Origin of the sequence: Streptomyces sp. NPDC005423, assembly GCF_040606415.1 — a bacterium.
Taxonomy (GTDB): domain Bacteria; phylum Actinomycetota; class Actinomycetes; order Streptomycetales; family Streptomycetaceae; genus Streptomyces.
Map to the genome: position 1 here is coordinate 149,526 of NZ_JBEXET010000001.1, position 13,838 is coordinate 163,363.

Here is a 13,838-nt window from a genome sequence, read left to right on the forward strand (position 1 = left end):
GACCGTCGTATGCGACAACTTGCTCCGCCAGGAGCCGTGTTGGGGTCACGCTGCGGTCCGGACGTGGTGGCCGCCGGGTCGTTGGCGGTCACCGGCCCGTCTCCGCGTCCTGCTGGTGGATGTCGCGGACGACTTCCTCGATCCAGTCCATGGCCAGGACCGGGTGATGCAGGGTCCAGGGGCGGCTGTTTCGCCGTCGTTGCACGGTCCAGGTGCTGTCGGGGCCGGATTCGGCACGGTGGAGGTGGCTGCGCTGGTGCAGGACAGTCAGCCAGGAGTCCACCTCGGCCGGCGTGGCGGGGGTCGTACGCATGGCGGTGCTCTCCAGTTCGCTTCAGGAGGTCGTGGGGCGCGTGTCCAGGGGCGGGTGACCGGCCGAGGTGTCCGCCTCGGTCACCCGCCCCATGTGGTGTGCGGTCAGTTCCGGGAGGTGGTGACCGACTGTCCGTGCTGCTGGCGGAGCTGGACCATCAGGGCGGTCAGCGTGTCGCTGGACAGCGGGATCTGCTGACCGCGGATCGCCTGGGCGACCACCTTGCGGGTCAGTTTGTCCTCGGCCCTGACCGCTGACCGGGCGATCTCCAGCAGCTCCTCGGTGTCCGGGTCAGGTCGCCGGTCACCGGGTGTCCGGGTGTCCCGGTCAGTGACCGGTGGCGGAGCGACCGGCTGGCCAGGGACCAGCGGGAGGTTGGCCGGAGGATCGGTGACCTGCTCGGTGCCGGCCGGTCGGTCACTGACCGCGGGGGCGATGTCCGACTGTCCGCCCAGGCCAGCGGCGTTGAGCCCCCGGTCATGGTGACCGGTGTCCGGGCCGCTGCTGTCCGCCGGGGCGCCGTCACCGGTCAGTGTCCGGGCGTCCGGGGTCTGCTTGTCCAAGGACGGGCGGGGCCGGTCGGTCAGGGCGGCGACCGGCTGTCCGGCGCTGACCTGACCGGGCTGCGGCTGCTGCTGACCACCCCGGTCAGTCCGAGTGACCGCGATGCCCTCGGGCTGACCGGGGTGACCGGCCTCAACGAGGTCGTCGCGGTCACTTCGGTCACTGTCCTTGACCGGCCCCCGAGCAATGAGGATGTACAGGTGGACCGCTCCGGCCAGGGCGAGCGGCGCGATGGTGGACAGCACGGCGACCACCGTGTCTCCGAGCCGCAGCCCGGTGTCCGAGGCGGTCTCCTGGTTGAGCCTGACCGCGTGTAGCGCGTTGGCCCAGATGCTGGCGGCGGTGGCCGTGCCGAAGAGTGTCCAGACGTAGAACCGGGCGCGCAGCGGTGCGTCGCGCAGGACCAGCAGGGCGCGGATGCCGTAGGCGATGAACCCGTCGATCACCAAGGGGAAGAGGTAGGTCAGCAGGCCCCGGACGTGGATGGCGACGGCCATCTGCTGCAGGGCGTCGTACGACAGGGCGCATCCCGCACCGCCGAGGGCGATGACGACTGCGCGGTCCCACCCCGTGACATGCGCCGTGTTCGGCGCGCTCGCGAGGCTCACGCCGCCGTCCCGAAGTCGTCACGGCCCAGGCGCTCGCCGTCGGTCTCGGAGGGCGGGGCGGTCTTCGTGGTCTGTTCCAGGTCTCGGTTGCGCAAGGCTCGGCGGGTTTCGCGGTACAGCTTCTGGGCGTGCTCCTCGGTGATCTTCAGGAGCCAGGCCAGGCGCTGTTCGGTGAGGCCGTGGCGGTAGGCGGCGCGGACGACCGCACGACGTTCGGCCTTGGTGAGGTGGACGTCGCGCCCGGCGACGGTGGCGTTGACCCGGCTGTAGTCGAGACGGTTGGCGAGGTTCTCGTGCAGGGGCTCGCGCTCCTCCTCGGTCATCCCGCCCCGGATTCCGTGGGTGTCGCCGCCTTCCAGGGCGGCGTCCAGGCAGGTGTGGCGGACCGGGCACTGGCCGCACAGCGACTTGGCGGCTGTGATCTTGGTGGTCTCGTCTGGCTCGGGGAAGAAGATTTCGGGGTCCACCGGGTTGTACTCGGTGCTCTGGCAGACGGCCTGGTCCTGCCAGGTGTGGTCGCCGAGCGACCGGTGGTGGGCAGGGCTGATCGTCGTGGTGGTCATGCGGGTTGCTCCGATCGCTCTCCGCGCGCAGGGGCGTCGGCGGAGGGGTGCACTGGGTCGGGAGGTGCATGGGGCGGTGCGCTGGGTGCGCGGCCCGGCGTGGCGGTCTGCGGTGGGTCAGGCTGCGGGGCGGTGGCGTCTGCGGTCGACCGGCTCGAACTCGACCCGGGTGGTCATCTGCGCGAGCCGGGACGTGACGCGGTCGCCGAGGTAAGCCCGGAGGTCCTTGATCGCCAGGTTGGTGGTGATCAGCGTCGGGAGCATGTGGTTGTACCGGCGGTTGATCAGCCGGTACGTCACTTCCTCGACCCACTCGGACGCCTTGGCCGCGCCGAGGTCGTCGATGATCAGCAGCGGGCACCGGCTGACGGCCGCCAGCTCCCGCTCGCTGTCGACTCCCTGCCGGGGGCGGAGGTCCGCGTACAGGTCGGCGGCTGTGGTCGCGCGCCAGCGCACGCCGACGCCGGTCTGCACCAGCTGTCGGACCGCGCCGTACGCCTGGTGGGTCTTGCCCGCGCCGACCACCCCGGCCATCAGCAGGCTCGGGCCGGTGGTGACCTGACGCCTGGCTCCGATACTCGGGGCGACGGCCTGCTGGGCGACATCCCGGGCCCAGTCCAGGACTTGCGGGTGGTCGGCGACCGCGCCCTGGTAGCGCGGGGGCATCGCGGCCAACAGGGCGTCCAGCGGGGAGAAGCGCTCGGGCTCGTCGGACAGGGCGGCGACGGCTGCCGGGTCGATGTTGCGGGCGGCCAGGATCCGGGCCATCCGGTCCAGGGTGCCCGCGCCGCCGAGGGTCTGCGGGTCGCGGGTGTGGGTGCGCATCACAGCTCCTCGGCGTAGGCGGCGGCAGCGTCGAGTGGGTTGGTCCACCCCTGGTGAGCGGGCACGGTAGGCCGGATTCCCGGCCGCGCCAAACCGGCCGATCGTGCGTTCATGGCGTCGTTGACCAGGCTCGGCAGGCGGCTGGGGTGACCCTGGATCTCTGCGAAGCGCTTCAGCCCGGCGCGGACGTGCTCCGGGGCGATGCCTTCGCCGAGGAGTTTCTTGGCGATGCGGCCGAGGTGTCCGATCACGTCGCTGGGCGGTCGCTCGTCGCAGGCGGCGACGTACTCGCCGATCAGGTCGTTGGCCGAGACGGTGGCGGCGGGCGCTGTGCGCCCCGTAGGGAATGAAGATCCAGGATCCAGGATCCTAGATCCAGGCGTCGAGCCCTCTCCGAGGTTTCGGGGAGGCTTCGGGGAGTCCTCGGGGAATACCCCCTGACCTGCGGGTTTCTTACGGGTGGGGTCAAGGGGGCGGACGGGGCCGACGAGGGCGTCCTGTTCCGCGGTCGAGGCCTGGCGTCGGGGGACGGGAGGCCCCGGAGCGGGCTGCGCGGGCAGATCGAGGGCTTGGGGAGTGTTCGGCGAAGTCTCGTCGAGCCCTCGGGCAGGGGTGGGCGACGCCTCAGTGCGCTTGGCGCAGGTCCCCTTGCAGGTGCCGCACCGGTCCGCCGGGTGGTGCTGCGGGCACGAGGGCAGTCGAGACTGGCTCGGCTTGTCGATCTTCTGGTGCTCGGACCAGGTCACGATGTGGAGGTAGCGGCGGCCGTCACAGCCGGTGTACCGGCAGATCAGGCCCGCGTCGGCGAGCTGCTGGAGGTCGTCCTCGACGTGGACCGAGGTGTGCTCGGCCCGCAGGGGCCAGAGCAGCCCCGCGATGATCGCGGCGTTGTCGCGGTGGCGGCCGTGGTCGTCGGCCTGAGTGAGGAGGCCGAAGAAGGTCCGCTCGGCCTCGACGCTCACCTCGGCGAGCGACTCGGAGAAAAACGCCTCCGGCTTGACGGTTCGGATCCGCGCCATGTCAGCGGCGCCGACTGGCAGCGGCGAGGTCGCTGCGGGTGAGGCTCGCGGCGGCGAGGTCGAACGTGTGGGGCCGGGTCCAGTCCGCGTCCGGCCAGACCCGCAGGACCCACCGGGCTGCGACCCTGGCGGTCGTCCGGCTCAGCTCGATCGGCTCCCCGGCCGCGTCCTTGACGATGGCGTGGGGGTGGGGCCACGCCTGGTTCGGGTCGGTGAGGCTGACGCGGATGGTGGTAGCCCCGGGGATCATGTCGGCGAGCTGGGCCGCGAGGCGGCGCTGGCGGGCCGCGTCCGGGCATGCCGACGTTCCGCTCGGTGTGGCGAGCATGCGATACTCCGTTGTTCGTAGGAGTGCGGTGCGGCGGTTCTCGTGCAAAAGCCCCGCCGCCCGCGAGATGTGAATCGGTGCCCTTCGGGGTGCCGGCCCGGCGCTTGGGAGTTGGTAGCTCCCGGGCGCCGGTCTCCTTCGCCCCGATGGGCGCTATGGCCCTCGTGCGTGCATCGCCCCTCCCTTCCTGACCGCCTGGCGGCCGATGATCCGCTTGTGCGGGACCAGAACCATATGGCGACCCCTGACACAAGTCCACCTTCTTCGCACCTGCTCCCACCAGGCACGGAACACTGCACTGGACAAGGTACGTGACAAACGTACACCGCAATTGCGCCAATCCGTCAACTGCGATGTCGTCATTTGAGGCGTGCGGACGCGTGATCGCCACTGGAGTGGATAGGGTTGCGGACATGAGGAAGGGTTGGAGATGACCGAGAAGCACGAGCGCGCCTTCGCGGAGCTGCTCGACTACCTGTTCCGGGAGGTACACCCGAAGGAGCGCGGCTCCTACACGTACGCGGAGGTGTCGCAGGGCATCCGCGACTCCTCCGGTGTGGCCATCTCGGCAAGCGCCATCCAACAGCTCCGCACCGGGACCAACACGAACCCGAAGATGCAGACCATCCGGGCGCTGGCCGGCTTCTTCGGCGTGCCTCCCGGCTACTTCTTCGACGAGGAGGTGGCCGAGCGGACGCGTGCCGAGATTCAGGTGGTCGCGGCGATGCGCGACCGGGAAGTGCGCAGGGTCGCCCTGCGCGCCAACGGGCTCAGCACGGCGAGCCTGCAGATGCTGAACGCGGTGATCGACCAAGCCCGGCGGCTCGAAGGTATGCCGGATGACTCGGACGACTCCGGACTGCTCGACGACGAATGACCCTCACCCAGACATGAACCGCAGCGCGGACGGGTCTGCCCCCAGGCCGATCAGGCACTGGCGGCTCCTCGGCGTTCCTCCATCAGCACAATCACACGGAGCCGGTCGCTACGCATGGGTCGCAAAGCGACGATGCGAACAGGGACTTCCCGGCCCCGATGGTGCGGCACCTTGAGCCTGCGCAGTTCACCGTCGGCATGCTCGTACACCTCACGGCGGTCCCAGATCTTCCGTGCGTCCGGAGACCCCGCGAGAATGTCGCGCTCAAGGATCCGCAGGGCTTCGTTCTCGGGATAATGGGCCCGCGCATAGCGAATCTGCCCCAGGTAGGGCCGTGCCCAGTCCTGCTCCCAGTTCACGAGCTGCTCGCGAGCCCCCGGATCGAGAAAGGCCCACCGCATTTGGTTGGCCTGGTGGACGGCCCACGGGAACCAGTCACGCAGCGGCTCGTTGTAGCCGATCACGTTCCACACCAGGTCCGTCACGAAGGCGGGGTCGGGCGCCTGATTGTCGAGGAATCTCTGGAGCGCCTCGTCCATTTCTGCTGCGGCGTCCGCTTCCGGCACGACGGCGAGGGCCGGCGGACGTCCGATAGCCCTCAAGTACAGCGCGTGGCGTTCAGCGCGGCTCAGTTGCAGAGCGGACGACAGACGGTCGAGAAAGTCTGCCGAGTAGCCGGCTTCCTTGCCTCGCTCCAGCGAGCTGTACCAACGCTCGCTCACGCCGGTCAGTCGGGCCACATCACGTTGCGAGAGCCCCATGCTCCGCCGGCCCTGCGATGCAAGACCCGGGAATGCGCGGGGATCCACCCGTCTCCGCCAGGAACGCAGCAGCTCAGACAGGGACTCGCCGTCGAGCTCACCGCCGTCGCCCTGCTCGCCCCGAGAGTCCATGCCGTGAGGCTAGACCAGATGATCACGTGCCATATATCACAACATGCCCCGATGACCCATCAAACGATCATGAAGCAGTCATTCAGAGTAGTCAGACATAACGGATAGTCGACTGTTGAACCAACCGCATCACTTAACCCAACTTCTTGAGGCCGTCGCAGATCACCCGACGTGGATCAAGATCGGGAAATCTGACGAGCCGGGCCGCCCCTTGCGGCACACCCCCCAGAACGATCACCATCCGTAACCGGAACTGCCAGTTCCAGGAACTGCGAGTTCCGCCTTCTTCTTGCCATCCTCTTGCCATCGCTCACGTAGCAATTTGGCGCACAGTCAGGCCGAGGGAGGATTGCGATGCCCTTGCCGGAAGTCGACAAGAGTCGGCTGCGTAAATCGTGCGAGGAGCAGGTCGATCGCTTGCGACTGCCATATCGCTTCAGTACGCGCGAATTGCGCGAGGCGATAACCGCCCTTCGTGGTAAGCCCATCATTCTGAGACCTCTGAACACACTCGGTGCGATCGATGCGCCGTGTGGTCTACGCCTGGAGACGCCAGATGCCGATCTCCTCTACTACGAGGAGGGCACCTCTGTGCATCACCAGCGACACATATTGACGCATGAACTGTGCCACGTGTACTGCGACCATCCGGGGAGTCTGGAGGTCGACGCCGACACAGCGCACATACTCGGGGTCAATCCCACGCTGGTGATGCGCATGTCGGGACGCACAAGCTACTCGACGGCCGACGAACGCGAAGCAGAGATGATGGCGACCATCATTCGCCAGCGCATCTATCGCGAACGTGAATCCCCTCCTCGTCGGCCTGAAAAGGGATCGGACAGCTGGGAAGCACTCTTCGCCCAGCCCATTAAGAAAGGGCGGTTCCGCGCACGATGAATGCCGTTTTCCTTGGCATGGCCTGCCTGCTCGCAGCGGCTGCCAGCTACTGGATCCTTGGTCGGGGTAAGCCCCGTCCGGCCGGCACCTGGGCCATGGGCGCCCTCCTCGCTTCGTTCGCTCTGGCCTTCGCTACCTACGCGCCGCTGTTCGAGAACGCGGTCGAAGCGATCGTGCCGCACGTGGCCCGGCTGCTGAGTAACTCCGCGTCTCTGGCCGCTGCCACCTCTGTGCTGGCCGTCTCTTTCCAAGTCAACCTGCAACCTGCGGAAGCGCGGCGCCGCATCCGTCTGCGGCTCTTCCTTCTCGGCGCCTCTGTGTCCGGCATGGCGGTGCTGCTCACTGTCGAGCAGATGACGCACCGCTCGCCGCAGGTGTACGCGCTCTACCTGCTCCTTTTCATCTCGTACCTGGGCTTCGCCATCGTCGACTTCCTGCAGCAGACCTTGCGGCAGTCGAAGTCGACCCGCAGAAGCAGCGTTCGGATCGGCCTCCGGATGGCAGCGGCAGGCTGCGTGTTCGCCCTGGTCTACGCCGCGTACAAGGTCACGGTCCTCTTCTCCCTGGGCCTGGACCTTCACCTCGTCCCCGACCACGCACGGTGCTCCTCGCTGGTCGCCGTGCCATGCGTCTTCAGCGTGACCTCCCCAGCCCTCGCGGTTCTGCTGATCTGCCTCGGCCTCACCCTGCCCGCTGTGGTCTATCCGATCAGTCAGGCCCGCCGCCACCGCTGGGAGGTGCGGTCCTTCGACGCACTCGGCCCCCTCTGGCAGGACCTGTCGGCCGCAATGCCGGAGATCGTCCTGTCGGCCGCAGACATCGACGAGGACGGCGCGAACGACTCCGACTTCCTCCTCCAGCGGCGTGTCATCGAGATCAGCGACGGCATTCTCGCCGTGCGCCCGTACTGCTCCCGGAGCGTGTACGAAGCCGCCCAGCGGACCGTCGACGCCGGGACAGAGCAGGGCTCCGCGATCGTCGAAGCTATGGTCGTCAAGGCAGCACTGGCCGCTTTGCAGAGCGGCCATCCCGCCGACGAGGTCGCCGTACCGTCGGCTACGGACACCGCTTCCCGTGCCGGAGACCTCCGTGCGGAGACGCAGTGGCTTCTCCGGATCGCCGAAGCGTACGCGCATGCGCACGGCGGGACTCTGCGTGTCGCCGACGGCGGCCAACCGGAACCGGCTGGAGCCTGACAGCATGAACGACCCGACCAAGGACCCTCGATTCCTGCACGACCCCTACCCCACCTACGCGGCCATGCGGTCCGCGTGCCCGGTGCAAGCCGTTCCCACCGGTTCAAGTGGACACAGCAGCTACCTGGTCACCGGGTACGCGGAGGCCCGGCAGGCACTCGGCGACCCACGGCTCTCCAAGAACACGGCCGCCTTCTTCGCCGACAAGAGGTCGCGACGCCGCCTGCACCCAGCGGTTGCGCACAACATGCTGGCCAGCGACCCGCCACAACACACCCGCCTGCGCAAGCTGGTGACCAAGGCGTTCACGACGGGCGCAGTCGCCGAATTGCGCCCGTTCATCGCCGGGGTGACCAACACGCTGCTCGACCGGTGGCCGGTGGGCGGACAGGTCGACTTCATCGCCAGCCTGGCGGTACCTCTGCCTGTCATCGTGATCTGCGAGCTGCTGGGGGTGCCGGAGGCCGACCGGCCCGAGGTCCAGCGCTGGTCCGCCGAGCTGTTCGCCGCGGGGAAGCCCGACCGCATCGACGCGGCCTCCCACTCCGTGGCCGACTACATGACCGGCCTCATCGCCGCCAAGCGCCTGCGGCCAGGTGATGCGCTGCTCGACCGCCTCATCGCGGTCCGCGACGGAACCGACCAACTCAGCGAGGAGGAACTGGTCTCCCTGGCCGTGCTGCTGCTCGTCGCCGGACACGAGACCACCACCAACCTCCTCGGCAACGCCGCCCTGGCCCTGCTCCAGCACCCAGCTGAGCTGGAACGCCTGCGCAGCAACCCCGAGGACGTCCCAACCTCGCTGGACGAGCTACTTCGCTTCGACTCGCCCGTCAGCACGGCCACCTTTCGGTACACCACGGAGGCCGTCACGCTTGGCGGCACCGAGATCCCGGCCGGTGTCCCGGTGCTGGTCGCCCTTGGAGCAGCCAACCGGGATCCGGAGCGGTTCTCGTCGCCGGACCAGCTCAAACTGGATCGGGATGCCGTCGGCCATCTCGGCTTCGGCCACGGCATCCACCGCTGTGTCGGTGCTCCGCTGGCCAAGGCCGAAGCCGACATCGCCCTGCGCACGATCCTGTCCCGCTTCCCAGGGATTCGGCTTGCCGTATCGCCTGATCAACTGGACTGGCGGCGCACCCGCCTTGTGCGCGGACTGGCTTCACTTCCCGTCCTGACCGTAGCCACCACTCTTCCCCGCCTTCCGGCTTGACGAGTAACACGCGCTCCACCCGCCCCACACGCGCCTGCCGTGCTCCAGGCGCAGGTTCTCCAGCATGGTGTGGGCCTCGTCGACCAGTCCGATGTCACGGTGCTGGATTCCCCAGGACAGCGAGTCCAGGGCATCCAGTGCCGCGTACGCCCGGCACGCGACCTGTTCCTCCTCGGTCAGGCGACGGCCGTATCCGTGGTGGAAAGCGCCGTCGAGGGGGCGGTGATGGTGCAAGATCCGGTAGCGCAAGCGGCTCATGTCCCGGTAGGCGGCGGGGCGGAGTTCGACACGTTCGAAGTCGATGACCCGCAGCAGCTGCTCGGTCTCCTCCCACATCCAGTTCTTGGGCATGTAGTCGCCGTGCCCGGCCACCAGCGGCAGGCGCGGCGGGGCTTGTTTGGTGAGCTCGCGCACCAGCGCGACGTCGTGTTCCAGCACGTACATGCCGGTGCGGTCCAGAAGATCATTGGCCGCTTGCTCCCACTCCTCCTCGTTGGTTTCAGATGTCGGCCCGTCTGCGACCGCAGCGTGATGCCGGGCGAGCAGTTCACCGGCCTGTTCGTACGCCTTGCGTTCCTGCTCGGCCGGCAGATGGAGCTTGTCGAGGCTGCACCCGGGCACGGCGGTGACCAGGATGGTGCGCGTCTCCTCGTCCGCCGTGACCAGTTCGGGGGCGCGGTCCGCGCCGAGGGCGACCGTCCAGTTCCTGTAGGCGAACACCTCCCGCCGGTGCAGCTTGGGGCCGGCGTGCTGCTTGGCGAACCACCGCTCGCCACCGGGGCCGTTGACCTCCCAGACGGACGGCCGGCTGTCTCCGGGCCGAGGGCGTTCGGCAACCAACGTGTACGCGTTGGTCACCGAGTCCACCAGCTGGTGGAGTGCGCCGGGCATGTCGGTCACGTTGGTACGCCCTTCTGTTCGCCGAGCCATCCCGCCGCACCACAAGGTGTGACCGGTTGGATGCATTCGGTGTTCGCGTGTGGGTGGGCAGCTTGGCAAGAGTCTCTGACAATGCGGTCTGACCTGGTCATCTGCGCGCCAGGACGGGAAGGACGGTGCCTGAGACCATCTCGACGAGAGACTCGTCGAGCACCTCGTATCTCCAGCCGAGCGTCACAAAGTGCGGGTCGTTGTCCGCCTTGACGCGCTCTCGCATCGCCCTGACCCGCCGCAGAGCTTCGTCGCGGCTGATGCCGGCTTTCTGCGCGTAGTCCTTCGACGTCGCACCGGTGGCGACCATGCGCCACGTCTCGATCTCCGCCTCCGAGAAGGCGGCCGGGAAGGCGGCCTTCTCGGGGCGCTGGAGCTGCTCGGTGACGAAGCAGGCGTGGACGACGGCCGCGCGACCGCGCACGCCGAGCTTCTGACCGCAGTGCTTCATCTGCACGTTGATGGTTCCGGCGGTGATCGTGAGGTCGGAGGCGATCGTTTCGGTGCTCTGGCCCTGCGCGATCTTGTTGGCGATCCGAACCTGTGCCGGTGTGAGATCAAGCAGCGGAGGGGACGGACGCGCCGGTCGGGCACTCACGGGTGTAGATCCTCTCTGAGAGGAGGGGGGTGTCAGGCGCGGGCCAGCCACCGCTGCCGCTCGGCATCGGTGACTATGCGCTGGTCGTGGTCGAGTTCCAGTTGGGCGAGCCGGGCGTAGTGCTCGACCACCTCGGCGCCGAAGGCTTCCTCCGCGAAGGCGCTGTTCTGGAAGGCGGTCAGAGCGTGGCTGAGGGTGGGTGGCACGGGGATCCCACCCGAGCGGTAGGCGTTGCCGGTCTCTTCGGGACCAAGGGCGAGCTTCCGCTGAAGACCGTGGTCGATCGCCGCCAGGACCGCGGACAGGGCGTGGTAAGGGTTGACGTCCGCACCCGGCACACGGATCTCCAAGTGCAGACCTTCGCCCCGGCCGACGACCCGGACCGCGCAGGTGCGGTTGTCGTAGCCCCACGTGAACGTGGTTGGTGCGAACGAGCCGGGCGTGAACCGCTTGTAGGAGTTGACGTTGGGCGCGTAGAAAAGGGCCAACTCGGGCAAGCCGGCGAGCAGACCCGCGATGGCATGCTGCCCGATCCGGGACAGCTCGTAGCCGCTGCCGGGCTCGTTGAGTTGGCTGATGGCCTTCGACCACAGCGACACATGCAGGTGCAGGCCATTGGCCCGACCGGTTTCCGGGGCCGCCATGAACGTGGGCGCCAGACCCGCGCGCGAGCCCAGGGTGCGCACCGCGTGCTTGAAGAGCAGGTGCCGGTCGCAGGCGGTGAGCGCGCCACCGTACGGAAAGGTCACCTCGACCTGGCCAAGGCCAGCCTCGGTCTTGATCGCTTCCACGGGCATCCCGGCGCCGGCCAGCGCCCGCTGAAGACGGCGGCAGAACCGGTCTGAGATCGGATCGTGATCGAGGGAGTAGTCCAGGTTCTCCGTCGTCAACGGCCGCAGGCCCCGATAGCCGGCCTGTTCCGCGTCCGCGTACGTGCCCCTGTAGAGGACAAACTCGGTCTCGATCCCTGCCTTGGGGTGCAGGCCGTGCCGGGACAACCGGGTCAACTGCTGGTGGAGGATCTGGCGAGGCGCGATCTCGATGGGTGTTCCGTCGTGAAGCACGGCGTCGCCGAGCACGATGGCGGTGCGCGGCAGCCACGGCACCACGCGCAGGGTCGGCAGAGCCGGTTGCACGGACAGATCCTGGTAGCCGGTCTCCCACGAGGTCAGTGCGAAGCCGTCCGCCGGGCTCATGTCGACGTCAGTGGCCAGGACGTAGGCGCACACCTCGGCGCCATGATGCGCGACGCGCTTGAGGAAGTGGTTCGCGTCGTACCGCTTCCCCTTCAGCCGGCCCTGCAGATCGGGGACGGCCAGCAGCACGGTGTCGATCGCGCCGGCCTTGACGAGGTTGCGCAGGTCAGTCAGAGAGAAGGCCTTCTCCGAGCGTCCAGCCGAAGCAGGAGCGGCTGCCGTGCTGAGGTGTGCCAGAGCGCCATTGCTCGTCGCGGCCCCCGTCATCACACGACCTCGTCTTCATACGTGCTCGCGGAGCGGTCGAAGTTCTGCGCCGGGACTTCGTATGAGCTGCCCTGCTTGTGCCACCATCCCCAGGCCATCGCAAGGACGACGAGCAAGGCGACCGGCGCGTAGTTGAAGGTCTCGACGGACACCAGACCGCCGCCGTCGGGGCGGACCTGCGGCAGGCAGAACAGCGCCGTCACGAACACGACCCAGATGACCGCGATCGTGCCGACCGCCACGCCCCAGCGGCCGAGGTTCCACGGACCGGGTCGGAATCGGTCCCGGTTCTTGATGCGCAGGTAGATCGGGATTGCGTAGGCCGGCGTGATGCCGACCACGTTGATGCTGGTGATCGCCGCGTACGCGACCGGGCTGTACATGCTCGGCAGAGCGAGTATCGCGGCGCACACGACGGCCAGGAGCACGGCCTTGCGCGGGGTCCCGGTGCGCCGGTCCACCTGCCGCCACAAGTGCGAGCCCGGGAGTGCCCCATCACGGGAGAACGCGAACACCATCCTGCTCGCGGCGGCCGTCTCGGCGTTGCCGCAGAACAACTGCGCAGCGATCACGACCAGGAGCAGCGCCTTCGCCCCCGCCATGCCCAGCGCGTCGAGGAAGATCTGCGCCGGCGGAACCCCCGTCGCCGTACCCACGGTGCCCGCGTAGTCCTGGATAGCGAACGTGAGCCCGGCCAACAGAACGAAACCGGCCAGCCATGACCAGCCGATCGAATGGATGATCCCGCGCGGTGCGGACACCTGAGCGTCAGTCGTCTCCTCGCTCAAGTGCGCAGACGCGTCGTAGCCACAGAACGTGTACTGCGCCAGCAGCAGCCCGAGCACCGCCACGTACAGGGGGCTGGACCAGCCGGTGTTGTTGACGAACTCGCCGAACATGAAGTCGGGGGACTGGTGGTGGGAGGGCACGATCACGAGTGCACCGACGATCACTATGACGCCGACCAGGTGCCACACCACGCTGATGCTATTGAGGACGCTGACCAGCCGTACCCCGAACAGGTTCAAGGTGGCGTGCAGGACCAGGATGCACACGTAGATCATCATGATCTTGCCCGGCGTCGGCTCGAAGCCCCACTGCAGGTTCAGGAACGCGCCGGTGAACAAGGCGGCACCGTAGTCGATTCCGGCAATCGCGCCGAGCAACCCGAGCAAATTCAGCCAGCCCGTGTACCAGCCCCACTTGCGGCCGCCGAGCTGCTCCGCCTGGTAGTACAGGGCTCCAGACGTCGGGTAAGCGGAGGTCACCTCGGCCAGCGCGGCGCCGATGAACATCACCATGGCACCGACGAGCACCCAGCCCCACAGCATCACGGAGGGACCGCCGGTGTTCAGGCCGAATCCGTACAACGTCATGCAGCCGGACAAGACGCTGATGACGGAGAAGGAAATCGCGAAGTTCCCGAACGGCCCCATGCGCCGGGTCAGTACGGGCTCGTATCCGAGCTCCCGCAGATACGTATCGTCCGGCTTTCGGGGCGTGGCACGGTGGGTGGAATTCAAACGGGACATGGACGACCTCCAAGGT

Annotated in this window: 15 protein-coding genes; 4 read left to right on the plus strand and 11 right to left on the minus strand. The window is 68.0% G+C overall.

The genetic code is table 11. The annotated features are described in order from the left end of the window. Positions 1-88: 88 nt before the first annotated feature. The 6 genes from ABZT12_RS00660 to ABZT12_RS00685 all read right to left on the minus strand — a co-directional run bounded on the left by ABZT12_RS00660 (position 89) and on the right by ABZT12_RS00685 (position 4,220). Complete coding sequence (locus ABZT12_RS00660) at positions 89-313, minus strand: hypothetical protein (RefSeq protein WP_356374982.1); 225 nt, start codon at positions 311-313, stop codon at positions 89-91. 104 nt (positions 314-417) lie between these two features. Continuing rightward, the gene (locus ABZT12_RS00665) at positions 418-1,485 is read right to left on the minus strand and encodes a DUF2637 domain-containing protein (protein WP_356374985.1); all 1,068 of its coding nucleotides are present in this window, start codon (positions 1,483-1,485) and stop codon (positions 418-420) included. After that, positions 1,482-2,048 (minus strand): WhiB family transcriptional regulator, encoded by a 567-nt coding sequence (locus ABZT12_RS00670; RefSeq protein WP_356374988.1) that lies wholly within the window; start codon positions 2,046-2,048, stop codon positions 1,482-1,484. Before ABZT12_RS00670 ends, ABZT12_RS00665 begins: the two co-directional genes overlap by 4 nt. Before the next feature lie 117 nt (positions 2,049-2,165). Further along, on the minus strand, positions 2,166-2,873 hold the full coding sequence (locus ABZT12_RS00675) for an ATP-binding protein (RefSeq protein WP_356374991.1): 708 nt from the start codon (positions 2,871-2,873) through the stop codon (positions 2,166-2,168). Beyond that, positions 2,873-3,892, minus strand: a complete 1,020-nt coding sequence (locus ABZT12_RS00680) for a hypothetical protein (RefSeq protein ID WP_356374994.1) — start codon at positions 3,890-3,892, stop codon at positions 2,873-2,875. Before ABZT12_RS00680 ends, ABZT12_RS00675 begins: the two co-directional genes overlap by 1 nt. A gap of 1 nt (position 3,893) precedes the next feature. Next, positions 3,894-4,220, minus strand: coding sequence for a transcriptional regulator (locus ABZT12_RS00685; protein WP_356374997.1), 327 nt, complete (start codon positions 4,218-4,220; stop codon positions 3,894-3,896). Positions 4,221-4,650: 430 nt separating this feature from the next. Between ABZT12_RS00685 and ABZT12_RS00690 the strand changes: the two genes are divergently transcribed. After that, the gene (locus ABZT12_RS00690) at positions 4,651-5,097 is read left to right on the plus strand and encodes a helix-turn-helix domain-containing protein (RefSeq protein WP_356375000.1); all 447 of its coding nucleotides are present in this window, start codon (positions 4,651-4,653) and stop codon (positions 5,095-5,097) included. 50 nt (positions 5,098-5,147) lie between these two features. Here ABZT12_RS00690 and ABZT12_RS00695 read toward each other — a convergent pair whose 3' ends face one another. Continuing rightward, entirely contained in the window at positions 5,148-5,990 is an 843-nt protein-coding gene (locus ABZT12_RS00695) for a helix-turn-helix domain-containing protein (RefSeq protein ID WP_356375003.1), read from the minus strand. A gap of 354 nt (positions 5,991-6,344) precedes the next feature. Here ABZT12_RS00695 and ABZT12_RS00700 point away from each other — a divergent pair, with 354 nt between their 5' ends. From ABZT12_RS00700 to ABZT12_RS00710, 3 genes are read left to right on the plus strand one after another with little or no spacing between them, the layout of a single operon-like run. Beyond that, positions 6,345-6,890: a regulator component gene (locus tag ABZT12_RS00700; protein WP_356375006.1), complete on the plus strand. Its 546-nt coding sequence runs from the start codon at positions 6,345-6,347 to the stop codon at positions 6,888-6,890. Continuing rightward, complete coding sequence (locus ABZT12_RS00705; RefSeq protein WP_356375009.1) at positions 6,887-8,086, plus strand: MAB_1171c family putative transporter; 1,200 nt, start codon at positions 6,887-6,889, stop codon at positions 8,084-8,086. The genes ABZT12_RS00700 and ABZT12_RS00705 overlap by 4 nt, the downstream gene beginning before the upstream one ends. 4 nt (positions 8,087-8,090) lie before the next feature. After that, the gene (locus tag ABZT12_RS00710; RefSeq protein ID WP_356375012.1) at positions 8,091-9,299 is read left to right on the plus strand and encodes a cytochrome P450; all 1,209 of its coding nucleotides are present in this window, start codon (positions 8,091-8,093) and stop codon (positions 9,297-9,299) included. On the opposite strand, the gene ABZT12_RS00715 is transcribed toward ABZT12_RS00710, so the two are convergent. The 4 genes from ABZT12_RS00715 to ABZT12_RS00730 form a co-directional block, all read right to left on the minus strand. Then, positions 9,249-10,190 (minus strand): aminoglycoside phosphotransferase family protein, encoded by a 942-nt coding sequence (locus ABZT12_RS00715; RefSeq protein ID WP_356375015.1) that lies wholly within the window; start codon positions 10,188-10,190, stop codon positions 9,249-9,251. The genes ABZT12_RS00710 and ABZT12_RS00715 overlap by 51 nt on opposite strands. Before the next feature lie 136 nt (positions 10,191-10,326). Beyond that, a complete protein-coding gene (locus tag ABZT12_RS00720; protein WP_356375018.1) occupies positions 10,327-10,827 on the minus strand; it encodes a LuxR C-terminal-related transcriptional regulator in 501 nt (166 codons plus the stop codon). 32 nt (positions 10,828-10,859) lie between these two features. Continuing rightward, the gene (locus tag ABZT12_RS00725; protein ID WP_356375021.1) at positions 10,860-12,290 is read right to left on the minus strand and encodes a glutamine synthetase family protein; all 1,431 of its coding nucleotides are present in this window, start codon (positions 12,288-12,290) and stop codon (positions 10,860-10,862) included. After that, on the minus strand, positions 12,290-13,822 hold the full coding sequence (locus ABZT12_RS00730; protein ID WP_356376657.1) for an amino acid permease: 1,533 nt from the start codon (positions 13,820-13,822) through the stop codon (positions 12,290-12,292). The genes ABZT12_RS00725 and ABZT12_RS00730 overlap by 1 nt, the downstream gene beginning before the upstream one ends. Positions 13,823-13,838: the final 16 nt, after the last annotated feature.

Excerpts from the sequence above, each read along its gene's own strand:
- ABZT12_RS00660 (WP_356374982.1), bottom strand. The coding sequence starts at position 313 with ATGCGTACGACCCCCGCCACGCCGGCCGAGGTGGACTCCTGGCTGACT.
- ABZT12_RS00670 (WP_356374988.1), bottom strand. The coding sequence starts at position 2,048 with ATGACCACCACGACGATCAGCCCTGCCCACCACCGGTCGCTCGGCGAC.
- ABZT12_RS00675 (WP_356374991.1), bottom strand. The coding sequence starts at position 2,873 with ATGCGCACCCACACCCGCGACCCGCAGACCCTCGGCGGCGCGGGCACC.
- ABZT12_RS00680 (WP_356374994.1), bottom strand. The coding sequence starts at position 3,892 with ATGGCGCGGATCCGAACCGTCAAGCCGGAGGCGTTTTTCTCCGAGTCG.
- ABZT12_RS00685 (WP_356374997.1), bottom strand. The coding sequence starts at position 4,220 with ATGCTCGCCACACCGAGCGGAACGTCGGCATGCCCGGACGCGGCCCGC.
- ABZT12_RS00690 (WP_356375000.1), top strand. The coding sequence starts at position 4,651 with ATGACCGAGAAGCACGAGCGCGCCTTCGCGGAGCTGCTCGACTACCTG.
- ABZT12_RS00695 (WP_356375003.1), bottom strand. The coding sequence starts at position 5,990 with ATGGACTCTCGGGGCGAGCAGGGCGACGGCGGTGAGCTCGACGGCGAG.
- ABZT12_RS00700 (WP_356375006.1), top strand. The coding sequence starts at position 6,345 with ATGCCCTTGCCGGAAGTCGACAAGAGTCGGCTGCGTAAATCGTGCGAG.
- ABZT12_RS00705 (WP_356375009.1), top strand. The coding sequence starts at position 6,887 with ATGAATGCCGTTTTCCTTGGCATGGCCTGCCTGCTCGCAGCGGCTGCC.
- ABZT12_RS00710 (WP_356375012.1), top strand. The coding sequence starts at position 8,091 with ATGAACGACCCGACCAAGGACCCTCGATTCCTGCACGACCCCTACCCC.
- ABZT12_RS00715 (WP_356375015.1), bottom strand. The coding sequence starts at position 10,190 with ATGCCCGGCGCACTCCACCAGCTGGTGGACTCGGTGACCAACGCGTAC.
- ABZT12_RS00725 (WP_356375021.1), bottom strand. The coding sequence starts at position 12,290 with ATGACGGGGGCCGCGACGAGCAATGGCGCTCTGGCACACCTCAGCACG.
- ABZT12_RS00730 (WP_356376657.1), bottom strand. The coding sequence starts at position 13,822 with ATGTCCCGTTTGAATTCCACCCACCGTGCCACGCCCCGAAAGCCGGAC.